The 24,540-nt window shown below is 63.7% G+C and carries 25 protein-coding genes and 1 tRNA gene; 13 read left to right on the top strand and 13 right to left on the bottom strand.

Features of this window, described 5'->3' with window-relative positions:
- Positions 1-24: 24 nt before the first annotated feature.
- The gene (locus L1K66_RS01365; RefSeq protein ID WP_252259287.1) at positions 25-624 is read left to right on the top strand and encodes an OmpA family protein; all 600 of its coding nucleotides are present in this window, start codon (positions 25-27) and stop codon (positions 622-624) included.
- On the opposite strand, the gene L1K66_RS01360 is transcribed toward L1K66_RS01365, so the two are convergent.
- The 6 genes from L1K66_RS01360 to panC all read right to left on the bottom strand — a co-directional run bounded on the left by L1K66_RS01360 (position 601) and on the right by panC (position 6,272).
- Entirely contained in the window at positions 601-1,350 is a 750-nt protein-coding gene (locus L1K66_RS01360; RefSeq protein WP_252259286.1) for a 3'(2'),5'-bisphosphate nucleotidase CysQ, read from the bottom strand. The genes L1K66_RS01365 and L1K66_RS01360 overlap by 24 nt on opposite strands.
- The gene (gene cysN / locus L1K66_RS01355) at positions 1,347-3,260 is read right to left on the bottom strand and encodes a sulfate adenylyltransferase subunit CysN (protein WP_252259285.1); all 1,914 of its coding nucleotides are present in this window, start codon (positions 3,258-3,260) and stop codon (positions 1,347-1,349) included. The genes L1K66_RS01360 and cysN overlap by 4 nt, the downstream gene beginning before the upstream one ends.
- Entirely contained in the window at positions 3,260-4,201 is a 942-nt protein-coding gene (gene cysD, locus L1K66_RS01350) for a sulfate adenylyltransferase subunit CysD (RefSeq protein WP_407931966.1), read from the bottom strand. Before cysD ends, cysN begins: the two co-directional genes overlap by 1 nt.
- Positions 4,202-4,227: 26 nt before the next feature.
- A tRNA-Gly gene (locus L1K66_RS01345) sits at positions 4,228-4,301 on the bottom strand.
- 41 nt (positions 4,302-4,342) lie between these two features.
- The gene (locus L1K66_RS01340; protein ID WP_252259283.1) at positions 4,343-5,395 is read right to left on the bottom strand and encodes a DUF475 domain-containing protein; all 1,053 of its coding nucleotides are present in this window, start codon (positions 5,393-5,395) and stop codon (positions 4,343-4,345) included.
- A gap of 22 nt (positions 5,396-5,417) precedes the next feature.
- On the bottom strand, positions 5,418-6,272 hold the full coding sequence (panC, locus tag L1K66_RS01335; RefSeq protein WP_252259282.1) for a pantoate--beta-alanine ligase: 855 nt from the start codon (positions 6,270-6,272) through the stop codon (positions 5,418-5,420).
- Between the two features lie 131 nt (positions 6,273-6,403).
- Here panC and L1K66_RS01330 point away from each other — a divergent pair, with 131 nt between their 5' ends.
- From L1K66_RS01330 to L1K66_RS01305, 6 genes are all read left to right on the top strand, one after another.
- Positions 6,404-7,216: a division plane positioning ATPase MipZ gene (locus tag L1K66_RS01330; protein WP_252259281.1), complete on the top strand. Its 813-nt coding sequence runs from the start codon at positions 6,404-6,406 to the stop codon at positions 7,214-7,216.
- Between the two features lie 3 nt (positions 7,217-7,219).
- On the top strand, positions 7,220-7,525 hold the full coding sequence (locus L1K66_RS01325) for a molecular chaperone DnaJ (RefSeq protein WP_252259280.1): 306 nt from the start codon (positions 7,220-7,222) through the stop codon (positions 7,523-7,525).
- A 75-nt stretch (positions 7,526-7,600) separates the two neighbouring features.
- Positions 7,601-9,031, top strand: coding sequence for a phosphoglucomutase/phosphomannomutase PgmG (pgmG, locus tag L1K66_RS01320; protein ID WP_252259279.1), 1,431 nt, complete (start codon positions 7,601-7,603; stop codon positions 9,029-9,031).
- Positions 9,021-10,400 carry a hypothetical protein gene (locus L1K66_RS01315; RefSeq protein ID WP_252259278.1) on the top strand — a complete coding sequence of 460 codons (1,380 nt, stop codon included), beginning with the start codon at positions 9,021-9,023 and terminating at the stop codon, positions 10,398-10,400. The genes pgmG and L1K66_RS01315 overlap by 11 nt, the downstream gene beginning before the upstream one ends.
- A gap of 79 nt (positions 10,401-10,479) precedes the next feature.
- A complete protein-coding gene (locus tag L1K66_RS01310; protein ID WP_252259277.1) occupies positions 10,480-11,370 on the top strand; it encodes a DUF2059 domain-containing protein in 891 nt (296 codons plus the stop codon).
- A 61-nt stretch (positions 11,371-11,431) separates the two neighbouring features.
- Positions 11,432-13,927 (top strand): ligase-associated DNA damage response DEXH box helicase, encoded by a 2,496-nt coding sequence (locus L1K66_RS01305; RefSeq protein WP_252259276.1) that lies wholly within the window; start codon positions 11,432-11,434, stop codon positions 13,925-13,927.
- A 56-nt stretch (positions 13,928-13,983) separates the two neighbouring features.
- Here L1K66_RS01305 and L1K66_RS01300 read toward each other — a convergent pair whose 3' ends face one another.
- The 5 genes from L1K66_RS01300 to L1K66_RS01280 all read right to left on the bottom strand — a co-directional run bounded on the left by L1K66_RS01300 (position 13,984) and on the right by L1K66_RS01280 (position 17,293).
- A complete protein-coding gene (locus L1K66_RS01300) occupies positions 13,984-14,454 on the bottom strand; it encodes an ExbD/TolR family protein (RefSeq protein WP_252259275.1) in 471 nt (156 codons plus the stop codon).
- 206 nt (positions 14,455-14,660) lie between these two features.
- Positions 14,661-15,092, bottom strand: a complete 432-nt coding sequence (locus tag L1K66_RS01295; protein ID WP_252259274.1) for an ExbD/TolR family protein — start codon at positions 15,090-15,092, stop codon at positions 14,661-14,663.
- Positions 15,093-15,141: 49 nt separating this feature from the next.
- Entirely contained in the window at positions 15,142-15,681 is a 540-nt protein-coding gene (locus L1K66_RS01290) for an ExbD/TolR family protein (RefSeq protein WP_252259271.1), read from the bottom strand.
- Positions 15,682-15,813: 132 nt separating this feature from the next.
- Positions 15,814-16,572: a MotA/TolQ/ExbB proton channel family protein gene (locus L1K66_RS01285; RefSeq protein ID WP_252259269.1), complete on the bottom strand. Its 759-nt coding sequence runs from the start codon at positions 16,570-16,572 to the stop codon at positions 15,814-15,816.
- Between the two features lie 73 nt (positions 16,573-16,645).
- The gene (locus L1K66_RS01280; protein ID WP_084155959.1) at positions 16,646-17,293 is read right to left on the bottom strand and encodes an energy transducer TonB; all 648 of its coding nucleotides are present in this window, start codon (positions 17,291-17,293) and stop codon (positions 16,646-16,648) included.
- Between the two features lie 440 nt (positions 17,294-17,733).
- Here L1K66_RS01280 and L1K66_RS01275 point away from each other — a divergent pair, with 440 nt between their 5' ends.
- Complete coding sequence (locus L1K66_RS01275; RefSeq protein ID WP_252259266.1) at positions 17,734-18,624, top strand: hypothetical protein; 891 nt, start codon at positions 17,734-17,736, stop codon at positions 18,622-18,624.
- A 106-nt stretch (positions 18,625-18,730) separates the two neighbouring features.
- A complete protein-coding gene (locus L1K66_RS01270) occupies positions 18,731-20,044 on the top strand; it encodes a homoserine dehydrogenase (RefSeq protein WP_252259265.1) in 1,314 nt (437 codons plus the stop codon).
- Positions 20,045-20,050: 6 nt separating this feature from the next.
- Here the strand turns inward: L1K66_RS01270 and L1K66_RS01265 are convergent, their stop codons facing one another.
- Both L1K66_RS01265 and L1K66_RS01260 read right to left on the bottom strand, forming a co-directional pair.
- Entirely contained in the window at positions 20,051-20,530 is a 480-nt protein-coding gene (locus tag L1K66_RS01265) for a hypothetical protein (RefSeq protein WP_252259256.1), read from the bottom strand.
- Positions 20,527-21,165: a hypothetical protein gene (locus L1K66_RS01260; protein ID WP_252259252.1), complete on the bottom strand. Its 639-nt coding sequence runs from the start codon at positions 21,163-21,165 to the stop codon at positions 20,527-20,529. The genes L1K66_RS01265 and L1K66_RS01260 overlap by 4 nt, the downstream gene beginning before the upstream one ends.
- Positions 21,166-21,226: 61 nt before the next feature.
- Here L1K66_RS01260 and glpX point away from each other — a divergent pair, with 61 nt between their 5' ends.
- From glpX to hisN, 4 genes are all read left to right on the top strand, one after another.
- Entirely contained in the window at positions 21,227-22,255 is a 1,029-nt protein-coding gene (gene glpX, locus L1K66_RS01255; protein WP_252259248.1) for a class II fructose-bisphosphatase, read from the top strand.
- Positions 22,256-22,342: 87 nt separating this feature from the next.
- Positions 22,343-23,278, top strand: a complete 936-nt coding sequence (locus L1K66_RS01250; RefSeq protein WP_034956772.1) for a ribose-phosphate pyrophosphokinase — start codon at positions 22,343-22,345, stop codon at positions 23,276-23,278.
- Positions 23,278-23,700: a cupin domain-containing protein gene (locus L1K66_RS01245; protein ID WP_252259236.1), complete on the top strand. Its 423-nt coding sequence runs from the start codon at positions 23,278-23,280 to the stop codon at positions 23,698-23,700. The genes L1K66_RS01250 and L1K66_RS01245 overlap by 1 nt, the downstream gene beginning before the upstream one ends.
- Positions 23,697-24,467 (top strand): histidinol-phosphatase, encoded by a 771-nt coding sequence (gene hisN, locus L1K66_RS01240; protein ID WP_252259233.1) that lies wholly within the window; start codon positions 23,697-23,699, stop codon positions 24,465-24,467. Before L1K66_RS01245 ends, hisN begins: the two co-directional genes overlap by 4 nt.
- Positions 24,468-24,540: the final 73 nt, after the last annotated feature.

Genomic DNA, 24,540 nt, shown 5'->3' with positions numbered 1-24,540 from the left:
CCGTTGAATTCCCTGATGCTCGCAATGACAAAAACCAGAACACCCATTCTTCCGCTTGCTCTGATCGCCGCGCTCGGTGCCTGTGCGCAGACGGATGAACCGCCCGAAGACACAGCGCCGACAGCCAATGTCGAAGCCGAACCGACCCCAGAGGCGAGCGAGACAATCTCGATCTTGCGGACCGATATCGAACAGCCGGATGAGCCCGAACCCGAGCTTGAGCCGTTGGAACTGACTATCGGCTTTCCTGCAGGGGGAACCGCGCTCGATACCGCTGCGGTTGCCCAGGTTCAGGCGGCGCTTGCTTCTGAACAGATTGCCCTTGGCGGGCCGATCATCCTGCGCGGGCATAGCGATGCGGGCGGCAATGACGCGGCCAATTTGCGCGCCTCGCGGGCGCGGGCCGAAACAGTGCGGGACTGGCTGGTGGAAAACGGCATCGCCGCTGACCGTATCGAGATCATCGCGTTCGGCGAGCAGAACCCGGTTGAGCCCAACGCCTTGCCCGACGGATCGCCCAACGCAGAAGGCCGTGCCGCAAACCGCCGGGTCGAGATCGAAATTGCCCTACCGTTCAAGGAAAACCCCATCCCGGCGATCTCAGCTCCCGCGGACGAGTCCTAAGACCGTATCCGCATATTCCGGCCGACAGATGAGCAAGTCGGGCAGGTAAGTGTCTTCGCGATTGTAGACGAGCGGCGATCCGTCGATCCGCGAACAATGGAGGCCATACGCCTGCGCCACGGCGACAGGGGCGCAATTGTCCCATTCGTACTGACCGCCCGAATGCAGGTAGATTTCCGCCTCCCCGCGCACCACAGCCATCGCTTTGGCCCCGGCGCTGCCCATTTCGATCAATTCGCCACCCATGGCCTTGGCGACGGCAACGGCCTCTTTCGCTGGACGCGTACGGCTGACGAGGAAGCGCGGGGTTGGGGCCGCAGGCTTCAACGGTTCGACAACATCGCTGCGCAGCACCACGCCGTCATCCAGCCCCGGCAGCGCGACCGCGCCGGTGGTGGCCAAGCCGTCCACCGCCAGCCCGACATGCACCGCCCAATCGCTGCGCCGCTCGCCATATTCGCGCGTGCCGTCAACCGGGTCGACAATCCACACCCGGCTCATTGCGCAGCGCGCGGTGTCGTCCTTTTCCTCTTCGGAAAGCAGCCCGTCCTCAGGCCGCGCCGCGCGGATCGCCTCGCACAGATAGGCGTTGGCGGCGGCATCGCCCGCCTTGCCCAGCGCCTTGCCCTCAAGACCGCTTGTTTCGCGCACATCCTTCAGGATGCGCCCGGCCTCCACCGCCAGCGTGGCGGCGAGTTCGGCATCGGAGAGGTCACGCAGGTTCACTTGAGCGGCATTATCTGGCTGATGATGTATTCGGCAGCCTCTTGCGGGGTCATATCCACCGTGTTGACCCGGATTTCCGGTGCTTCGGGCGGTTCATAGGGGCTGTCGATCCCGGTGAAGTTCTTGAGCTCGCCCGAACGTGCTTTCTTGTAGAGCCCCTTCACGTCGCGCTGTTCGGCCACCTCCAGCGGGGTGTCGACGAAGATTTCGATGAATTCGCCCTCCGGCAGCATCGCGCGCACCATCTGCCGCTCCGCACGGAACGGCGAGATGAAGGCGGTGAGCACGATCAGCCCCGCATCCGCCATCAGCTTGGCAACCTCGCCAATCCTGCGGATGTTCTCGATCCGGTCGGTCTCGGTAAAGCCCAGATCCTTGTTGAGCCCATGCCGCACATTGTCGCCATCGAGCAGGAAGGTGTGGCGGTTCATCAGCGCCAGCTGCTTTTCGACCTCGTTGGCGATGGTCGATTTGCCCGATCCCGAAAGCCCGGTGAACCACAGGACCCGCGGCTTCTGGTTCTTCAGATTGGCGTGATCCTCGCGCGTGATGGTGGTCGGCTGCCAATGGACGTTCTGCGCGCGGCGCAAGGCGAATTCGATCATCCCTGCGCCGACGGTGGCATTGGTGAACTTGTCGATCAGGATGAACCCGCCTAGCTGGCGGCTGCTGGCATAGGGTTCGAACACGATCGGCCGGTCGGTCGCGAATTCGGCAACCCCGATCGCGTTCAAGTCCAGCGTCTTGGCCGCCAGCCGATCGAGGCTGTTGACGTCGATCTCGTACTCAGGGGGCTGGATCGTTGCGGTCACCATCTGGCTGCCGATCTTGAGCCAGTATCCCCGGCCCGGCTTCATCGCGGTTTCATCCATCCACACAATGGTGGCCCGGAACTGATCCGATGCTTCGGGTGGATCGCCCGCCGCCGCGATCACGTCCCCGCGCGAACAATCGACTTCGTCAGCCAGCGTCAGCGTGACCGACTGGCCCGCCACCGCCTCTTCCAGATCGCCATCGAAGGTGGAGATCGATTTGACCGTGCTGGTCTTGCCCGCCGGAACGATCCGCACCGGATCGCCCGGACGGATCGTTCCGCTGGCGATTTGGCCGGCAAAGCCCCTGAAATCGAGATTAGGGCGGTTCACCCATTGCACCGGCATACGGAAAGCGCGTTCCTGCGCCGCGGTGTTCGCGACTTCGACGGTTTCGAGGTGGTGGATCAGCGACGGGCCGTTGTACCACGGCGTCTGGGCAGAGGGGGCGAGGGTGATGTTGTCGCCCTTGAACCCCGAAATCGGGATTGCGGTGAAGCTTTCGATGCCGACTTCCGCAGCGAAAGCGGCGTAATCGGCGACGATCGCGTCGAAGGTCGCCTGATCGTAGCCGACCAGGTCCATCTTGTTCACCGCCAGCACCAGATGCCGGATGCCGAGCAGGTGGACGAGGTAGGAATGGCGCCGTGTCTGCTGCAGCACGCCCTTGCGCGCATCGATCAGGATCACGGCCAGATCGGCGGTCGAAGCGCCTGTCACCATGTTGCGCGTGTATTGTTCGTGCCCTGGCGTATCGGCGACGATGAACTTGCGTTTCTCGGTCGTGAAGAAGCGATAGGCGACATCGATGGTGATGCCCTGTTCGCGCTCCGCCGCAAGGCCATCGACCAGCAGGGCGAAGTCGATCTGGTCGCCCTGCGTCCCGTGTTTTGCACTGTCGCTTTCAAGCGCGGCGAGCTGGTCTTCGAAGATCATCTTCGAATCGTAAAGCAGCCGCCCGATCAGGGTCGATTTGCCGTCATCCACGCTGCCGCAGGTGATGAAGCGCAAGAGGCTCTTGTGCTGATGCGCGTCGAGATAGGCGTCGATATCCTCGGCGATCAAAGCGTCGGTTTGGAAGGAAGGGGCGTTGGTCATCAGAAATACCCCTCCTGCTTCTTGTCTTCCATGCTGGCCGACTGCCCCTTGTCGATGGCGCGGCCCTGACGTTCGGACCCGGTGGCGAGCAGCATTTCCTGGATGATGGCGTTCATGTCGGTCGCCTCGCTTAGCGTGGCGCCGGTAAGCGGGTAGCAGCCGAGTGTGCGGAAACGCACCGAACGGGTCACCGGCTCTTCGCCATCCTCCAGCCGGAAGCGGTCATCATCCACCACCAGCACCATGCCGTCGCGCTCCACCGTGGGGCGCGGGGCGGAGAAATAGAGCGGCACGATGTCGATCTTTTCGAGCGCGATATATTGCCAGATATCGAGCTCGGTCCAGTTGGACAGCGGGAAGACGCGGATGCTTTCGCCCTTGTTCTTTTTCGCGTTGTAGAGGTTCCACAGCTCCGGGCGCTGGTTCTTCGGGTCCCAGCGGTGGGCAGCGGTGCGAAAGCTGAAGACGCGTTCCTTGGCGCGGGCCTTTTCCTCGTCGCGCCGCCCGCCACCGAATGCCGCGTCAAAGCCATGCTGGGTCAGGGCGCGCTTGAGCGGATCGGTAAGCTGCGCCTGCGAATAAAGCGCGCTGCCGGTGTCGAAGGGGTTTATCCCCTGCTCCTCGGCATCCTCGTTCTGGGCGATGATCAGTTCCAGCCCGTATTCGCGCACCGTCTTGTCACGATGAGCCAGCAGGTCTGCAAAGTCCCAGCCGCTCGCCACATGCAGCATCGGGAAGGGCGGAGGCGCGGGGTGGAACGCCTTGCGCGCCAGATGCAGCATTACCGAGGAATCCTTGCCCACCGAATACAGCATGACCGGGTTTTCAGCCTCGGCCACGACTTCGCGGAAGATATGGATGCTTTCGGCTTCGAGCCGTTCGAGATGGGTCAGTTTTCGCATGCCCCGCCAGCTAATGCGCGAATCCTGCGAACAACACAAAGTTTTGGTTGTGGGGGGAGAAGGTTTGGAGCGGGTAAGGGGAATCGAACCCCTCTAGCTAGCTTGGAAGGCTAGAGCATTACCACTATGCTATACCCGCCCGCTCAGGCGAGGCCCATTGCCATCAAAATCGGTCTTGCGTCAAGCAGACGCTTCGCCTTGCGCATTCCTGGCATCGGCGCGGTTGGAACGCACCGACGACCAGAACGCCAGCCCGATCAGCACCGCGCCGATCAGCCCGGTGATGACTTCGGGAATATGCGCGAAGGTGTTGATGTACATGATCACCGAAAGCGCGAGAATCGCGTAGAAGGCGCCATGTTCGAGATAGCGGTATTCCGACATCGTTCCCTGCCGCACGAGGAAGATCGTCATCGAACGCACGAACATCGCCCCGATTCCCAGACCGATGGCGATGATGATCAGATTGTTCGTCAGCGCGAAGGCGCCGATCACCCCGTCAAACGAGAAGCTGGCGTCGAGCACTTCGAGATAGAGGAACGCGCCGAACCCGGCCTTTGCCACGTCGCCGGATGAAGGAGTGGGCGGTTCGAGCACGTGATTGACGATCTCGACCGCGAGATAGGTCAGGATTCCGCCGATGGCCGCAATGATGAAGGTCAGCGCGTCGGCATCAGAAAGCATGGTCGCGGTGGCCCAGGTTCCGGCCAGAACCAGCCCGATCGAAATCGCCTCGATATCGGCCACGCGGGCAAGCGGGCGCTCGATCGCGTCGATCCAGTTCAGGTTCTTGTCCGAATCGAAGAAGAATTTGAGGCCGACCATGCCGAGGAACGCCCCGCCAAAGCCCATCAGGCCGATATGCGCACCGCTGACGATGCGCTGGTATTCGGCCGGTTTGCTGAGCGCCAGTTCGATGGCCTCTATCGGCCCTAGCCCGGCGGCCACCATGACGATCACCAGCGGGAATACGATCCGCATCCCGAACACCGCAATCGCAATACCCCAGGTCAGGAACCGTTGCTGCCACACCGGGTCCATGTCCTTGAGAATCGAAGCATTCACCGCTGCGTTGTCGAACGACAGCGATACTTCCAGCACCGCCAGAACCGCGCAGATCCACAAGATGCCGAGCATCCCGTCGATAGTGCCGTGCAGCACCCAGCCGTAATAGCCGCCCAGCGCAAGGCAGACGGCGGTGAACAGGAGCGAACCCCAGAAATGCTTCAACATCGAATGTATCCCTTCGCGCCCGTCAGCCGACCGCCATGTTGTCGATCAGCCGCGTCCCGCCAATTCGCGCAGCTACCAGCAACCGCGCCGCTGCGCCAGAAAATGCGGTGAGTGGACGCAGCGAAGTGGCATCGGCCAGAGTGGCGTAATCGACGCTGGCGAACCCCGCGCCAAGCAGTTGCGATTGCAGTTCGGCGAGCGCAGCGCCGACTTCCCCGCCGCCTTCGATCGCCGCGATCGCTTGCTTCATGGCTTGTGGCAGAGTGGCAGCGGCGGCTCTGTTTTCGGGCGAGAGATAGCGATTGCGGCTCGACATGGCCAAACCGTCAGCCTCGCGCACGGTGGGCACGCCGATGATGGAGCGGAAATGCGGCTGTGTCAGGTCGAGATCGCGCGCCATCGCCCGGATCACGGCGAGCTGCTGGAAATCCTTTTCGCCGAAGAATGCCATGTCAGGGCGGACCTGGTTGAACAGCTTGCACACCACCGTTGCGACCCCGTCGAAATGGCCGGGCCGGGCCGCGCCGCACAGCCCTTCGCTGACCTCGCGCACCGAGACATTGGTCACGAACCCGTCTGGATACATCTCCTCGACAGTGGGCGCCCACAGCAGCGCGCAACCTTCCGCCTCGAGCATCGCCGCATCTTCCGCCAGCTGGCGCGGATAGGCGTCGAGATCCTCATTGGGGCCGAACTGGGTCGGGTTGACGAAGATCGAGGCGACCACGTGATCGCAGGCCTCGCGCGCGCGCCGGACCAGCGTGAGGTGCCCCTGGTGAAGCGCGCCCATGGTCGGCACAAGTCCGATGGTTGCCCCGCCTGTGCGCAGGCGATCAACCTGCGTTCTCAACACATCGAGTGCATGCGCGGTTTGCACGGAGATTTCCCCTCGGATACGATTGGCGGAACAATTCCCCGCGCATTAGCCGCTTGCGGCGCCGCGCTCAAACCCTCTCGGGAATGGCGGTGCAATGCCGTCGTTCCGCCGTTCATGGAAGGCCAGCCAGGATGACCCGCATGCCCGCCCACCGTATTGTTTTTGCCAATGAAAAGGGCGGCACCGGCAAATCGACCACGGCGGTGCATGTCGCGGTGGCGCTGTCCTATATGGGGGCGCATGTGACCATGCTGGACCTCGATCCGCGCCAACGCACTTCGCATCGCTACATGGAAAACCGGTTCCACACGATGCAGCGGCGCGGGATCGAGCTGCCGACGCCTGCATGCGAGGTGTTCAGGGAAGGGGATGAAACTGCCCTGCTGCAAACGATCCGGCGGCTTGAGCAGGATTGCGATTTTCTGATCATCGACAATCCGGGCCGCGACGATCCGCTGGCGCGCTGCGCGGTGGAGAATGCCGATACGCTGGTGACGCCGATGAACGATAGCTTCGTCGATTTCGACCTGATCGGGCAGGTCGATGCGGAAAGCTTCAAGGTGAAGAAGCTGTCGTTCTTTGCCGAACTGATCTGGGAAGCCCGGATGAAGCGCAGCCGCGCCACGATTGCGGAAAAGCGCCCCGAGATGGACTGGATCGTGGTGCGCAACCGCACCGGCTACACCGAGGCGCGCAATATGGCGCGTATCGAGAAGGCGCTGAACGAAATGTCCAAGCGTGTCGGCTTTCGCGTGGTTCACGGCCTGTCCGAACGCGTGATCTATCGCGAGCTGTTCCCCTCCGGCCTGACCCTGCTCGACAAAGGGCATCTGGGCGATCTGGGCACCAGCCACCTTGTCGCGCGGCAGGAATTGCGCGCCCTGCTCAAGGCATTGAAGCTGCCCGAATTCGCCAAGGCGCAAGCCACGCTGGAGTTGGCCTGATCCATGCTCAAATATGCGATCATCCTTGCGCTGATCTGCGTGATGTTCCGCTGGGCCATGGGCGAGTGGCCGTGGAGCTACCTGACCTCAAAGCCGACGCGCGGGCAGGCGGTGCTGAACGCGCGCAAGCTGCTGCGGGTGGAAGAAGGCGCCAGCCGCGAACAGATCCTCGCCGCGCACAAACGCCTGATTGCCGTGGTGCATCCCGATAAAGGCGGATCGTCGAAACAGGTCCACGACGCCAACGACGCGCGCGATCTGCTGCTTGCGGAATTGCCTGATCGCGAGGACGGCCAAAAATCGGATTAACCGTCGCAAGTTTAACATATTTGCGTTTAAGGTGATCGGCATAGACCAAACAGTACAACAGGGACTTCTCCGATCATGGCTCACCAATTCCACCCCACCGTGCTGCGCGAATACGACATTCGCGGGATCATTGGTGAAACGCTGGGCGCGGACGATGCGCGGGCAATCGGGCGCAGCTTTGGTTCGCTGCTGCGCCGGGCGGAAGGGGAAGACGGACCCGCGCCGACCGTGGCCGTTGGTTATGACGGGCGGATGAGCTCACCCATGCTGGAACACGCGCTGGTCGAAGGGCTTACCGCGAGCGGCTGCAATGTCGTCAAGATCGGGCTGGGGGCGACCCCGATGCTGTATTACGCCGAGGCATCATCCGAAGATGTACAGGGCGGCATTCAGATAACTGGCAGCCACAATCCCCCCAATTACAATGGCTTCAAAATGGTATTTCAGGGGCGACCGTTCTTTGGGGCGGACATCCAGAAGCTCGGGGAACTGGCAGCACGCGGGGACTGGACTGACGGGACGGGCAGCGTCAGCTCGCGCGACATCCTGAGCGAGTATGTCGAGCGCCTGCTCGAAGGATTGGCCGGTGTCCCCGCAGAGGCCCTGTCCGGCCTCCGCGTCGGCTGGGACGCGGGCAATGGCGCCGCCGGACCCGCTTTGGAGGCGCTGGCCGCGCGGCTTCCGGGGGAGCATCACCTGCTTTTCACCGATGTCGATGGACATTTTCCCAATCACCATCCTGATCCGACTGTTGAAGCCAATCTGGCGGACTTGCGTACGCTCGTCGCGGCAAAGAACCTCGATTTTGGAGTGGCTTTTGATGGCGATGGCGACAGGATCGGGGCAATCGATGGCGAAGGTCGCGTGATCTGGGGCGATCAATTGCTGATGATCTATGCCGAAGACGTGCTGAAATCCCACCAAGGAGCCACGGTTATCGCCGATGTGAAGGCCAGCCGCGCGCTGTTCGATCACGTCGCGGCCCATGGCGGGGAGCCGCTGATGTGGAAGACCGGCCATTCGCTGATCAAGTCCAAAATGAAGGAAACAGGTTCGCCACTGGCCGGCGAAATGAGCGGGCACGTCTTTTTCGCCGATGATTACTACGGCTTTGATGATGCGCTTTATGCCGGGGTGCGGCTGCTTGCTGCGTCGGCACGGCTGGGCAAGTCGGTGACACAGCTGCGCAGCGCCATGCCCGCCATGCTCAACACTCCCGAAATGCGTTTCCAGGTGGACGAGGTGCGCAAGTTCCCCGCCATCGCCGAAGTGACCGAGCGACTGACGACCAATCCCGGCCCCGAGGTCGAAAGCGTCAATGCGACCGACGGCGTCCGCGTGAACACGGCGGACGGCTGGTGGCTGCTGCGCGCTTCGAACACGCAGGACGTGCTCGTCGCCCGCGCCGAAAGCGACAGCGAGGAAGGTCTGGAGCGGCTTATCGCGCAGATCGACGAGCAGCTGGCGCTGTCGGGCCTCGAACGCGGGGAGAGCGTTGGGCACTAGGTCTGACAACTGGCCTTGGTCGGCACTCGGCATTGCCGAGACGACAGACAGGGACGCGATCCACGCCGCCTACACGGCGCGCCGGGCGGATCTTGACGCGCAGGCAATGCGCATTTCCGCCTTTGCCGAGCTGACCGAGGCGCGCGAAAAGGCGCTTTTCCTCGCCGCCGCCATGCGCCGGGAGCAGGGCCAGACCGAGGCGGAGCCGCCTGTGTCGCGCGCACCCGTGCCAGCGCCGGAACCGGTCTTAGCCGCCCCGATTGACACGCCTGCGCCCGTGGAAGAGGCGCCCGCCGAACCCGAACCCGAACCCGAACCCGAACCCGAACCCGAACCCGAACCCGAACCCGAACCCGAACCCGAACCCGAACCCGAACCCGAACCCGAACCGGAGCCGGAGCCGGAGCCGGAACGCGCCTCCCCTTGGCAACATGGCGGCGGCTACAAGGTCACCTATGATCCCCCTCCGCTTGATCGGCGCGAGGAAGCCATAGGGCTTGATCCCGATCCTGACCCGGAATGGAGGCACGCGGGCCGATATGTGCCCGAGGCCGAGCGCGAAGCCTTGCTTCCGACCGCTGGCGGACGAGACACACAGGTCACGCTGTCCTTGTCAGACGAGTGGACCCTGCTGCGCAACAACTGGCACTGGGGCTTTCTCGGCCTTGTCCTTTTGGTCGCCATGTGCAGCGGCGATGATGATCGGGCGGAGCGGACGGGCGATTATCCCGTGGTCGAGCGTCCGGCCCGGCCAGTCGAGACAGGGCCTGCGCCGGGTCGGATCGATCCTGATCAGGTCGAGGCGATGATCGACGAATTGTTCGGCGCCAGCCTCGATTATGTCGGGCTGGTTTCCGCCGATGGCGCGCTTACGCCGGAGCTTCTCAAGCGGGTTTCCGCGCAGCCCGGCGATTTCGCGCAGGCAAGGGCCTATCTACGCCAACGCATGCTCGCCGCACGCTCCTCCGCGACGCCCGAACAGGCATTGGCGATTGCCGAACTGCGTCTTGCCTGGCTCACCACCGCGCAGGAGGCGGGTGCGGACGCCTGCACCGAAGTCACCACCGCCAATTTCGGTGCCGACATGCCGGAAATGCGCGAAGACTGGCGGCGGTTCGAACAAAGCGTCGCCATGGGCCTGCTGCGAACGGGCGGTTTTGCCGCTGCGCCTGTACCGGTCGATGATGCGGCCCCGCCGGACTGGGCGTTCGCTGCGGCGGCGGCGCGGTATGAGGTGGAGCCTGACGAATTGCGTGAATGGCTGTCCGGCGATGAAGGCCCCAGCGAATGCTCGGCGCAGATCGCGCTGCTGCAGGCGATGCTCGACCGCCGCGAGGATGTGACGCCCGCGATGCTTGCCGCGTTCTAGGGTCAGGCCTCAGGCGGGTGGAATCGTAACCATTGGCAGGGCATAGTCCGGCAAAACAAAAAAGAGTGAGGAACCGCAAATGTCGATCAAGCGCACCCTGTTTGCAGCCACCGCCGGATTTTCGCTGGCCATGGCTGCGCCTGCCTTGGCTCAGGATGACACGGACGATCTCGCCGCGTCGAAGGCGGAGCTGGAACAGGTCATGGGCGCGCTCGGCACGCTGTTTCCCAAGGAACCCCTGACGCCTGAGCAGGAAGCGCGCCTGCCCGCCGCGCAGCGGATTGTCGCTCTGATGATCCCCGAAGGGACGATGGGCGATATCATGGGCAAGATGATCGACGATATCGTTCGTCCGATGATGCAGTTCGGCGGTTCGCAGGCCAAGTCGACGCTAGCGCGCAATATCGGCGTCAGCCCGTTCGAAATCGACCTGTCGGAGGAGGATTCCGCCGCGCTCGCCAGCCTGTTCGACCCGGCATGGGCCGAACGGCAGGAGCGTGAATTCGCGGTCTTCCCCGAAATGATGCGGCAGATGCTTACCCTGATGGAGCCGGGCCTGCGCAAAGCCTTGGCCGAAGCCTATGCCATGCGCTTCACCGATAGTGAGTTGGCCGATATCGCGGCTTTCTTCGGCACCGAAACCGGCGCCAAATATGCCCGCGAAAGCTTCGCCATGGCGAGCGATCCGCGCATGATGGGGGCGAGCATGGAGGCGTTGCCCGCCATGATGGAGGCGATGGGCGACATGGAGGCACGGGTGGCTGAAGCCACCGCCGATCTGCCCCAGGTGCGCAGCTATGACGACCTGAGCCCGGCCGAGCGCGAGCGGGTGATAGCCGCAACCGGCTTCACCGATGCCGAAATCCGCGCGGCTCTCGCTCCTGGGGAATGGGCGGAGGACGAAAACTGGGCGGAAGAGGCTGCGGCCGAGGAAACCGAGTTCGAGGAACTGATCGAGCCCGAAGGCTAATTGGGAGTGATAGGTCCAGCCGCCCTTGCGGTGGGCGGTGGCGATTGCCATCACCTGACTGGTGAGCGCCCCCCTTTCCATTCCTGCTGAAATCCAGAGCTGGTTCGACGCGCGCGGCTGGCGCGTGCGGCGGCACCAGCTTGAGATGCTGAGCAAGGCGCGCGAGGGGCGCGATGCCTTGCTGGTCGCGGATACGGGCGCGGGAAAGACGCTGGCCGGGTTCCTCCCCACGCTGTGTGATTTCGCCCCATCGAGCGGGGTGACACCGGGGGAGGGGCTGCACACACTCTATGTTTCGCCATTGAAGGCGCTGGCGCAGGATGTGAAGCGCAACCTGCTGACCCCGATCGAGGAAATCGGCCTGCCCATCCGGGTTGAAACGCGCAGTGGAGACACCCCGTCAGATCGCAAGAAGCGCCAGCGCGAAAGGCCGCCGCACGTCCTTTTGACCACGCCCGAAAGCCTTTCGCTGCTGCTGTCCTATCCCGAAAGCGCCGATCTGTTCGCGGGGCTGAAGCGGATCGTGATCGACGAAATCCACGCCTTTGCCAGCCAGAAGCGCGGCGATCTGTTGGCGCTGTCGCTCGCCCGGTTGAACCGCATCGCCCCCGATGCGCAGCGGGCCGCGCTCTCGGCAACGCTCGCCAATCCGCTCGACTTTCAGGAATGGCTCTGCCCGCAGCCTGCCGATGGCACCGGAGAAATCGCCGCCGCCGATCTGGTGCTGGGCGAGAAAGGCGCGGAGCCGGAGGTCGAAATTCTGCTGCCGGTTGAAGAGCGCGTGCCGTGGGGCGGCCATGCCGGGCGCTGGGCGGTGGATCAGCTGTATCAGGCGATCCGCGAAAACCGCACCACGCTGGTCTTCACCAACACGCGCTTTCTCGCCGAATTCATCTTCCAGTGCCTGTGGGATGTGAACGAGGACAAGCTGCCGATCGGCGTGCATCACGGCAGCCTTTCGACCGAGGCGCGGCGCCGGGTCGAAGAGGCGATGGCGCGCGGTGAGTTGCGCGCGCTGGTGTGCACCGCCAGCCTCGATCTCGGCATCGACTGGGGCGATATCGATCTGGTGGTGCAGATGGGCGCGCCCAAGGGATCCTCGCGCCTGCTCCAGCGCATCGGGCGCGCGGGCCACCGGCTCGACACCCCCAGCCGCGCTCTGCTGGTGCCGGGCAATCGCTTCGAATTCCTCGAAGCGATGGCGGCCAAGGACGCGGTCGACGAAGGGCAACGCGACGGTGAGGATTTCCGCCCCGGCGGGATCGACGTGCTGGCGCAGCATGTGATGGCCTGCGCCTGCGCAGAGCCGTTTCACGAAGCCGAACTGCTGGCCGAAATACGCAGCGCGCTGCCCTATGCATGGCTCGACGAAGCAACCTTCAGCCGCGTGCTCTCCTTTGTCGAGAACGGCGGATATGCCCTGCGCGCCTATGACAAGTTCAAGCGGATCGTACGCGACAAATCGGGCGTCTGGCGGCTTGCCCATCCCAACCAGGCGCAGCGCCACCGGATGAACGCCGGGATCATCGTCGATTCCGAAATGCTCACCGTGCGGTTCAGGAACGGGCGCAAGCTGGGCAAGGTGGAGGAACGATTTGCCGCGCAGCTATCGGCGGGGGACACGTTCTTCTTCGCCGGGATGAGCCTTGAAGTCGAAGGCGTGAAGGACATGGACGTTGTGGTGCGCGCGGCTAAGAAATCCGCGACCATCCCTTCCTATGGCGGGCTGCGGTTGCCGCTTACCACCCATCTGGCGACGCGGGTACAGGCCATGCTGGATGATCGCGCGGGCTGGGGGCGTTTCCCCGATGATGTGCGCGAATGGCTGGAGGTGCAGGATTATCGCAGCCGCCTGCCCAAACCTGGCGAATTGCTGGTCGAAAGCTTCCCGCATCATGGCAAGCATTACACCGCCTATTACACTTTCGAAGGGTGGAATGCGAACCAGAGCCTCGGCATGCTGATCACCCGGCGGATGGAGTCGCTGGGGCTGATGCCCGGCGGGTTTGTCGCCAATGACTATTGCCTCGCCGTATGGGGGCTGAAGCCGGTGCACGATCCCGTGCCGCTGCTGTCACCCGACATCCTGACGCATGAATTCACCGAATGGGTGACCGAAAGCCATCTGCTGCGCCGCGCCTTCCGCGAAGTCGCGGTGATCAGCGGCCTTGTCGAGCGCCAGCATCCCGGCAAGCGCAAGACCGGCAAGCAGGTGACGTTCTCGACCGATTTGATCTACGACGTGCTCAAGAAATTCGAGCCCGATCATGTCCTGTTGGAAGCGGCATGGGCCGATGCCCGAGCGCGGATGACGGATGTGGGCAGGCTCGCCGACCTGTTGGAGCGTTCGCGGCATGAACTCGTCCATGTCGAGCTGGAGCGGGTGTCTCCGCTCGCGGTGCCGGTGATGACGATGATCGGGCGCGAAGCGGTGCCGCAGGGCGCGGTCGATGACGAACTGCTGCTGGAAGCGGAAAGCCTGGCGGGTGCGGCGATGCGGATTGACCCGCTTGAGGCGGGGCTGCTTGAGGATGATCAGGATATGCTCGATGGCTGAGCGTCATAAGGGGGGCGCAATGCCGCGCCGCCCCTTGTGCTATTGCTGGCCCTGCTTCAATCGAGTTGCGCGTATTTGTGATTGCCGATGAAGGCGAAGCGTTTGGCCCCGGCCTCCTTGATCAGGACGATGGTCTGGGCTGAGGCGTCGTAGCTGGCCAGCGCGGCGGGTTCGAATCGCAGCAGCGGTTCTTCGGGCAAGGCGGCAGCGGTGCTGATCTGGGAGGAGAGCTGTTCCCGCGTGACCGCGACGCCATTCCAGAGCAATTGGTCTTCGGCAGTGATCGCGACTGTGTTTTCATCGAGGTTCATGGTGCAGGTCAGGCAAGGCTGGCTGCTGGGCAGGTCGATTGTGGTTTCGTGCACCTTTATCGGGATCGCCATGATCAGCATGATGAGCAGCACCAGAAGCACATCGATGAAGGGGGTGACGTTCATCTCCCCCATGGCGCCGCTGCGATGGCGGCGGTTGCGACGGTCATAGGCTTCGGCGAAACGGCTGCGGCGGGCGGTGTTTGCGTGGATCATCAGGCATCTCCTCACAGGTTGCCGGGCCGGCACAGGGTAGGGTTCAGCCGGCCCGGTAATGTGATGTTATAACAAAGTGCGATAGGTGCCTAATCGAGACTGATCTGGTTGAGGGTGCGTCCGAGCCGATGCCGCTTTTGGCCAACAAAAAAGGCGCCGCGGTTGCCCGCAGCGCCTTCGTGTTTCGTGCCGTGTGGCGCGAGCGATTATTCGCCCGAGCTGAACTGGCGATATTTCTCATTGCCGACGAAACCGAACTTGGTCACGCCCGAGCTCTTGATGATCTGCAGCACCTTGGCGGCGAGATCGTAGCTGGCTTGCGCTTCGGGTTCGAACTGCAGTTCCGGCTCGACCGCGAAGGTCGTCGTTTCCTGCAGCAGCGTTACGAGCTGGTTGGGGGTGATGGTTTCACCATTCCACAGGATCTGGTCGGTCGAAGTCAGAACTAGCTTGTTCTTGATCGGATCGACCATGTTTTCTGTTGGCGGCGGATTGCCCTGCGGCAGGTCGATATCGACCGAGTGCGTCGCCACAGGGATGGTGATGATGAACATGATCAGCAGAACGAGCAGAACGTCGATCAGCGGAGTCATGTTCATGTCGATCATCGGTTCGCCGTCGAGTTGGCCTCCGGACATACCCTTGTCAGTTACTCCTTAAATTCGTAAACGAGGTCGCGGACGGCGATTAGCCGTTCGGATCGACCGGGTTCGAAATGAAACCAACCGTCGGGTAGCCAGCAGCCTGCACCTGGTAGATGGTGCCGGCGACACAGCGCCACGGAGCTTCCTTGTCCGCGCGGATGTGAACCTGCGGGATCGCTTCCGGATCCTCGATGATCGCCTCTGCTCCGCCCGGATAGGCCTGAACGATGGCGTCAAGCCGGTTGAAGGCCCGATCATAGAGTTCCTCGGAAGAAACCGGGGTGATGTTGTTGAAGTACACCCGGCATTCGCCAGTACGCGTCGCGCCGGTGAACCCGCTGCGGATCGTCCCGGCGGTGCGGCCCTCGGCGTCCGTGGTGCTCACGGTCAGCTGAAGGTTTTCGACCTTGTCCTTCGATTCGATCGATTCGAAGATCGGAATTTCCAGCTGCTCGACCGTCTGAATCGCCACCGGAACCGCGATGAGGAAGATGATCAGGAGCACCAGCATCACGTCCACCAGCGGCGTGGTGTTGATGTCGGACATCGGGGTCTCGCCCCCGCCTCCCATCGAAATCGCCATTGTGAATTCCCTATCTGCTCAAACTGAGCGTTGCTTGCAAAGTCGGCGCGGTTTTTTTGCGCCGTCCCGAATGTGTGAACCCGAAGGGCCGGCGGGGACGGGTATCACCCGCCCCCGGCAGCCTTGTGGTTCTTACTTCTTCGCAGCGGCTGCGGCGGGCTTGGCAGCCGGAGCAGCAGGCACAGCCGGCTTCACCGCACCGTTCGAACCGATGAAGGTCACGATGTCGTTGGCGAAGTCGGTCATCAGGGCGTTGATGCGACGGTTGCGCGACTGCAGCCAGTTGAACGCAAGCACGGCAGGCACAGCCACGAGAAGACCGATAGCGGTCATGATCAGTGCTTCACCAACCGGCCCTGCAACCTTGTCGATCGAGGCCGAACCTTCGATGCCGATGTTGATCAGAGCGCGGTAGATGCCGATCACGGTGCCGAGCAGACCGATGAACGGTGCGGTAGCGCCGACCGATGCGAGGAACGACAGACCGCCCGAGAGCGACTGGTTGATGGTGTCCTGCGAGTGAGCGAGTTCTTCTTCGACGAAGTGGATCTCGTTGCCGGCACCTTCCATCTTGGAATGGTGGTCCTGAGCGGTCACCGCGTCATCGGCGAGCTGGCGCCATGCGCTGTTCTTTTCGAGCTTGGCAGCGCCTTCCTTGAGGGTGGCTGCGCGCCAGAAGGTGCCACGCACGGTCTGGTACTGCTTCATCACCTTGTTCTGTTCGAACAGCTTGGTGAACAGGATGTAGAACGAGCCAACCGACATGATGATCATCACGGCAAGGATCGACCAGGCGACCGGGCCGCCTTCTTCCATTGCCTTCATGAAGCCGAATTCGTTGACCGGCGCTTCGGCATCTGCGGCAGCTGCCAGGATATAGGTAAGGTTCATTGCGAGTAGTCCTCTTGAAAAAGTGTCCCCAAGGCTGCCGACCCATCCCCGAGCCGGCCGCCCAGTTGTTTCGTCAATTCAATCGATAGGTGATACGCGTCGAGTACGAGCCCGTCGTCGGATTGCCGGCAGCATCAAGCGCCGGATTGAACCGGGCATAGCGTTCCATCCCGGCGCATGCGGCCTGGTCCAGAATGCTCGACCCGCTCGATCCGGTGACCTGGCAGTTCGCTGCGCGGCCTTCGGGCGTGACGGTGACGCGAACGCCAACGGTGCCTTCGATTTCCTCACGCAGAGCGCGTGAGGGATAGTTTTCCTGGATGCGCGCAGCCCAGCGGCGTTCGTCGCGGGTGCTCGCTCCACGGGCCTGTGACGGCGGCGGGGGCGGCGCGGGCGGCGCTACGGGGGCGGGCGGCGGAATCCGCAGCGCCGGCGGAGCAGGCGGCGGAATCGTCGGCTGCGTCTGGATCGGCGGCGGTGCCGGCGCGATGTTGATCGGCGGCGGCGGAGCTACCGGGGGTGGCGGTGCCACTTCCTGCGGCTGCTCGGGCGGCGGCTCGTCCGGTTCCTCAGGGGGCGGGGGTTCCTCAATGTCGACCGTGGTAACCCGCTCAACGACCTGTTTCACGGCCGAAATGGCCAGGCCGGAGATGAGCAGATACCCGATCAGCACATGGATCAACGCCACGATGATAATGGAAGTTACCTTACTCCCATTCATTTGTTGGTCAGCGTAGGCCATCCAGTCGCTTTCTCTCCATAACAAAGTCAGGCGGATGCCCGACACAAATCTTCACGGCACAGGTCAATCCAGAACCCCCGATTCGCTCAGAAGCGCTGAGTTAGACCCGGGTCCGTGAATCCCAGAATCTTGATCTCCCACCCGGTTCTCGATTGTTTCGGCACCGCTCGTCAACCCGGTGAGCAGCAACGCGAAAATCCAGACCCGGTAGGCTGCCGTGCCCACCCGCAAGCGAGTGAATCCGAACAGCAATGCCCGCCCCGATCTTGTCCCCAACCTCGGTGCAGGCCATTTGGGCTTTAACGGCCCTGCCCTAGGCAATCAAACGCTTTTACGGTTCAGCGCCGATTCACTGGGGACAGCCTCCTATGAAACAGACTGTCGAGCCAATGCACTCCAAGCCACGGGAAATTCTGAAAATGACGGGCCTTAACGCAATTTTAAGAAAGAAATTCAGGCACCTATTCGTCATCCCCGGGATTGTCGCGGGCGCTGCCATCGGGTCGGCTGCGGCGCAGGCCCAGGCGCCCGAAGCCCCCATCGCAACCCCTGCCCAGCGGGCGACTTACGCCGATTTGGTGACGCTGGCGGAACGCAGCGACCTTGTAATCAGGGTCGAGATTCGCCGTCAGATTACGGTCAAACCCGAACGCGCGCCCGGCCTCGCCCCCGGATTCGCGCGGCTTTACATCGAGGCGCAGACGCTGGCGCTGCTTTCCGGGCCTTCGGCGGTGGGCGAATCGCTCAACTATCTCGTCGATGTGCCTATGGATGCGCGCGGACGGCCCGAACGGTTGAAAGACCGCGAAATGCTGCTGTTCGCCGATCTCGTTCCGTCGCGTCCGGGTGCCATTCAGCTGACCGGGCGCAACGCCCAGCTCGACTATTCACCCGAGCTCGAAGCCCGCGTCCGCCCGGTGCTGGCCGCGCTGGTGGCGCGTGACAAGCCGCCGGTGGTGAGCGCCGTCAGCGACGCTCTGGCAGTGCAGGGGACGCTGGTGGGCGAATCGGAAACGCAGATTTTCCTCGCCACGCAGGATCGCTCTCCCATGTCGATCAGCGTGCTGCGGCGTCCGGGCCAGCGACCGGTCTGGGGCGTGTCGTGGGGGGAGATCATCGATTCGTCCGCGCGCCCGCCGCAGCCCGATACGCTGCGCTGGTATCGCCTCGCCTGCACATTGCCGCCGCGACTGCCCGCATCCGCCAACCTCGGTCAGGATGCCAATGCACGCCGCATCGCCGAGGCCGATTATTCCTTCGTGATCGAGCAGCTTGGCCCCTGCCGCCGGGAAATCACGCAGGAATTCTGAAGCCCTTCGAGCCGCGACTGGCCCAATCCGCGCTTGACGCGGGCGCTTATGATCGTCAGCGCTGCGCGTCCTGTTTCTATTGCACCGCAGCATCGGAGCCTTGCCCGTGGCCACAAACACACCGCTTCGCATCGCCATCGCCGGACTTGGCACGGTGGGCGTTGGCGTGATCCGCCTGCTTGAAACCAATCGCGATCTCGTCGCCGCGCGGGCGGGCCGGGCGATCGAGGTGGTCGCCGTAAGCGCGCGCGAGCGGCACAAGAACCGTGGTGTCGATATCGCCAGCCTCGCTTGGGAAGACGATATGACCGCGCTGGCCGCGCGCGACGATGTCGATGTGGTGGTGGAATTGGTCGGCGGGTCTGACGGCCCCGCGCTCGCGCTGTCGCGCGCCGCCTTGTCGGCTGGCAAGGGGCTGGTAACCGCGAACAAGGCGATGATCGCGCATCACGGCATGGCGCTGGCCGAGCAGGCCGAAGCCAAGGGCGCACCGCTGAAATTCGAAGCGGCGGTGGCAGGCGGCATACCGGTGGTGAAGGGGCTGCGCGAAGGGACCAGCGCCAACGCGCTGACCAAGGTGTACGGTATTCTCAACGGCACCTGCAATTACATCCTGTCGGAAATGGAAGCGACCGGAGCCGATTTTGCCGAAGTGCTCTCCGAAGCGCAGCGGCTCGGCTATGCCGAGGCCGATCCGACATTCGACATCGAAGGCATCGACGCCGCGCACAAGCTGGCGATCCTTTCCGCCATCGGGTTTGGCGCGCGGATCGATTTCGCCGCGGTGGACGTGCGCGGCATCGTTCAGGTGCGCGCCGCCGATATCGCACAGGCCGACGGACTGGGCTTCGTCATCCGCCTGATCGGGGAAGCCGATGTTGAAGGCGAAGGCGATGATGCCCGCCTGCTTCAGCGCGTGCGCCCCTGCCTTGTCGGAAAAGAGCATCCGCTTGCCTCGGTCGACGGGCCGACCAATGCCGTGGTCGCCGAGGGCAATTTCTCCGGGCGGCTGCTGTTCCAGGGCGCAGGCGCGGGCGACGGGCCGACGGCGAGCGCGGTGGTCGCCGATCTGATCGACATCGCGCGTTCGGCAGTTGGCGCGCCGTTCTCTATCCCCGCGCAGCAACTCGCCGCGCTGGCTCCGGCACAGCCGGGCCATCGGACAGAGCGCACCTATCTGCGTTTCACGGTCAATGATCGCCCCGGCGTGCTCGCCGAAATCACCGCCGCGATGCGCGATGCCGATGTTTCGATCGAAAGCCTGATCCAGCAGGGCCGCGCGCATGGCGGGGGCGAAGTGCTGGTGGCGATGGTGACGCACGAAGGGCCGGAAGCCAATGTGACCCGCGCGCTCAAGCTGCTCGAAGGTTCCGACAGCCTGACCGGCGAACCCTTGGTGCTGCCGATCCTGCCCGATTGATCCGCTCTATTCCCCGCTCGTGACCGGTTGCAGCCCGCGCGCGATCCTGTCCGCGTCGGAACCGGGCGGCGCATCCGGCAATGCAGGAATGTCGATGATCAAGGCGGGCGGTGGCGGATATCCGAACTTTGCGCGCACGCTGATCCCCACCATCGGCGGGGTCGGATCGACTTCGACATTGGGCGCCTTCACCCCTTGCGTCACCTCGGCATAGCGGCGCTCGAAATCCTCCTGATTCCACGAACCGTCGGTGGTTCCACCAAGCGAACGGCACACCACGATTTCCCCCGCGATGCGCGCCGCATCGGCTTCTTCCTCGCATTGCCGCTGCGCATCGGGATCGACCGGTTCGGACGGTGGGGGAAGGGTCAGGTCAATCACCAGCCGACCTTGCTCGTCCACGCTTTCTTGCCCGGCTTCTTGCGCTGTGGCGGGAAAGGCGGACAGCGCCAGCACGATGTGCAGGTGCCTGACCGGAATCGTCATTCAGGGACGGGCGGCGCTTCAAGCCCGAGCGCGCGGCGGCGGCGGGCGATTTCCTCGGGCGAAAGCTCGGCATCGCGGCCAAGCGCGGGCAATCCGCGCGCGATCCTGTCCGCGTCCGATCCGGGCGGCGGTTCGGGAAGGGCCTCGATATCGATCATGATCGCGGCTTCGGGCGGGCAGGGCGGGATCACGCACAACCCGCCGACCGTCGCCTCGCCGCGGAAGATGCCGCCGCCTGCCACATCGGCCTGGGCGTTGCCCATCGTCCGTTCGGCATAGCGGCGTTCCCAGTCTTCCTTGTTCCATGCCCCGTCGCTTGCTTCGCCCAGCTGGCGGCAGACAATGATTTCATTGGCAATGCGCGCTGCATCGGCCTCTTCCTCGCAATCCTCTTCGAGCAACCGGTCGGATTCGTTGCGCGGCACAGTGACAGACAGGTTGAGCCGTTCGCGCGGACGGGCCGGGGGCGGGGGTGCGGGAGCAGGTTCTTCGCCAGCCTCTGCTTCCTGTGTCACGCCTGCGTCATCCTGCGCGGCCACGGGCTGCGCGGCGAAGGCAAGCGCCATCGTCACTGCAAAGGAAATGGCAACAACCCGCCCCGATCTGGGAATGGACACCGCAGCATTGCTCGACAAGTCCGTTCCTCCGGGTCTAAGCGCGCAGGCGAAGGCAAAGCCTAGAAGGACTGAATTTCGCATGAACACCCCTAGTGACACAGATGTGCTGGCCGCAAAAGACCAGGTTTCCGAAAACGCGATTGACCGCGTGCTGGTGCTGGAAATGGTGCGCGTCACCGAAGCCGCCGCCGTTGCCGCCGCGCAATTGATCGGCCGCGGGGACGAAAAGGCCGCCGATGCCGCCGCTGTGGAGGCGATGCGCCGGGCGTTCGATACGCTTTACATGGATGGCACCGTGGTGATCGGCGAAGGCGAGCGCGACGAGGCGCCGATGCTGTACATCGGGGAAAAGGTCGGCATGGGCAAAGGGCCCAAGATCGACATCGCGCTCGACCCGCTTGAAGGGACGACCATCACCGCAAAGGCCGGGCCGAACGCGCTGGCCGTGCTCGCGGCGGCGGAAGAAGGGGATCTGCTCAACGCGCCCGACGTCTACATGGACAAGCTTGCCGTCGGCCCCGGCCTTCCGGCCGACATCATCGACCTCGCCAAATCGCCAACCGAGAATGTCGAAGCGGTCGCGGCGGCCAAGGGCGTTAAGCCATCCGACATCAACGTGTGCGTGCTGGATCGCCCGCGCCACGCCGATCTGATCGCGGAGCTGCGCGGGATCGGCTGCGGTGTCTACCTGATCGGCGACGGTGACGTGGCGGGGGTGATCGCGGTGACCGATCAGGACACGGGTATCGACATGTACATGGGTCAGGGCGGCGCGCCTGAAGGCGTGCTGGCCGCAGCCGCGCTGCGCTGTGTCGGCGGGCAGTTCAACGGGCGGCTGGTGTTCCGCAACGACGATGAAAAGGCGCGGGCGAAGAAGTGGGGCATCACTGACCTCAACCGCATCTACAAACTCGACGATCTGGCCAAGGGCGACTGCATCTTCGCCGCCACCGGAGTGACCGACGGATCGCTGCTCGACGGGGTGAAGAAGCGCAAGAAATCGACCGGAGCGACGATCATGACAACGCACAGCGTCGTGATGCGCGCCTCGTCCGGGACGGTCAGGTGGATCAAGGGCGAGCACCGGATCACCCCGCACCGGAGTTGATCTGACGACAACCCGGCATCCTCTGTTGCAAATCCATGACTCATCGTTAGGCGGGTCGCATCATCTGCCTTCGGGGATTCGCGCGCCATGAAGATCATGTCCGGCAATTCGAACCTGCCGCTCGCCCGGGCCATCGCGGCCTATCTCGAAATCCCGCTCACCGATGCCAGCGTGCGCCGGTTCGCGGACGAGGAAGTGTTCGTCGAGATTCACGAAAATGTGCGAGGGGAAGACGTGTTCCTTGTCCAGCCGACGAGCTTCCCGGCGAACGACAATCTGATGGAACTGCTGATCTGCATCGACGCGCTGCGGCGCGCCTCGGCCAAGCGGATTACGGCGGTGGTGCCGTATTTCGGATACGCCCGGCAGGATCGCAAACCCGGCCCGCGTACGCCGATCTCGGCCAAGCTGGTTGCCAACCTCATCACTCAGGCCGGGGCCGACAGGGTGCTGGCGGTGGACCTCCACGCCGGGCAGATCCAGGGTTTCTTCGATATTCCGACCGACAATCTATACGCCGCTCCCGTCATGGCGGCCGACATTCAGGCGCGGTATGGCGATCAGGATCTGATGGTCGTTTCCCCCGACGTGGGCGGCGTGGTGCGCGCCCGCGCGCTGGCCAAGCGGCTCGACAACGCCCCGCTCGCCATCGTCGACAAGCGGCGTGACCGCCCCGGCGAAAGCGAAGTGATGAACATCATCGGCGACGTGTCCGGCCGCCACTGCATCCTGATCGACGACATCGTCGATTCGGGCGGCACGCTGTGCAACGCGGCAGAGGCGCTGCTGGAAAACGGAGCGAAGTCGGTTGCGGCCTACATCACTCACGGCGTGCTTTCGGGCGGCGCGGTGGCACGGATTGACGGTTCGCAGCTGAAAGAACTGGTGATCACCGATTCGATCCGCCCGACCGAAGCCGCCGAACAATCGCAGCGCATCCGCATCCTGCCCATCGCCCCGCTGGTGGGCGAAGCGATCCGCCGCATCGCGGACGAAAGCTCGGTCAGCTCGCTGTTCGATTGATGCGCCCGCGCATCGCCCTTCCCTTCGCTCTCGGTATCGCGCTGACCGCCTGTGCGCAGGGCTCGGCTGAAATCCCGGTCTACCAGCCGCCAGCCGGATCGAATGAACTGCTGCGCGGCGCGATCGAGGCGGCGCCCGGCCATTCGCTGGTAACCGCCGATATCGTTCTGGGCGCGGGCGGGCGCGTGCCCTTGCATTATCACCATGGCGAGGAATTCCTCACCGTCCTTGGCGGGTCGGCCACTGTCCTGCGGCCCGGCATGCCCGATCTGGATCTGGCACCGGGTGAAGCCTTCCGGATTCCGCCCGGCACCGTCCATGCCGCGATTGCCGGGCCAGAAGGGCTGCGCGCCATCGCAAGCTGGGTTGTGCCCGATGGCAAGCCGCTGCGCGTCGCCGTGCCCGAGGAGCAAGGCCAATGACTCCCGCCGACCTCGCCCTTGCCAACCGTCTCGCCGATGCCGCGGGCGCTGCCATCCGCCCCTTGTTCCGCGGGGCATGGAGCGAGGAGCGCAAGGATGATCGTTCCTATGTGACCGAGGCAGATCGCGCCGCCGAAGCCGCGATGCGCGCCATTATCGAAGCGGAATTGCCCACTGACGGCATCATCGGCGAGGAATACGGCACCCGCAACGAAGGCGCGGGCCGGCAATGGGTGCTCGATCCGATCGACGGCACCACCAGCTTCATCGCCGGCCGCCCGATCTTCGGCACGCTGATCGCGCTGTTGCAGGACGGATGGCCGGTGCTGGGTGTGATCGACCAGCCGATTTCGGGCGAACGCTGGGTCGGGCGGATCGGCCACCCCACGCTGTTCAACGGCAAGCCTGCCAAGACGAAGCCGCTTAAGGAGCTGTCCGACGCGGTGCTCGCCACCACCAGCCCGCACCTGTTCACCAATGAAGAGGCCGACGCTTTCATGTCGGTGGCCAAACAGGTCGCGGAAAAGAAGATCATCTTCGGCGGCGATTGCTACAGCTACGGCCTTGTCGCCAGCGGCCATATCGATCTGGTGATCGAGGCCGGATTGAAGCTCTACGATTACGCCGCGCTCGTCCCCGTTGTCGAAGGGGCAGGCGGGATGATGGCCGACTGGCAGGGCAACCCGCTGGACGCCGGATCGGACGGCACGGTCATCGCCCTTGGCGACCCCGCGCGGCTGGAGGATGTGCTGGAAGCGATGGGGTAGGGGCGCCGGGTCGTCGCCTCGAATTTGGCCCACCCAGGAATCCGTCTTGCAAAACACGCGGTTGCGTCGCATC

Origin of the sequence: Erythrobacter aurantius (assembly GCF_023823125.1) — a bacterium.
Classification (GTDB): Bacteria; Pseudomonadota; Alphaproteobacteria; order Sphingomonadales; family Sphingomonadaceae; genus Erythrobacter; species Erythrobacter aurantius.
This window is presented reverse-complemented; position numbering and strand designations above follow the sequence as displayed.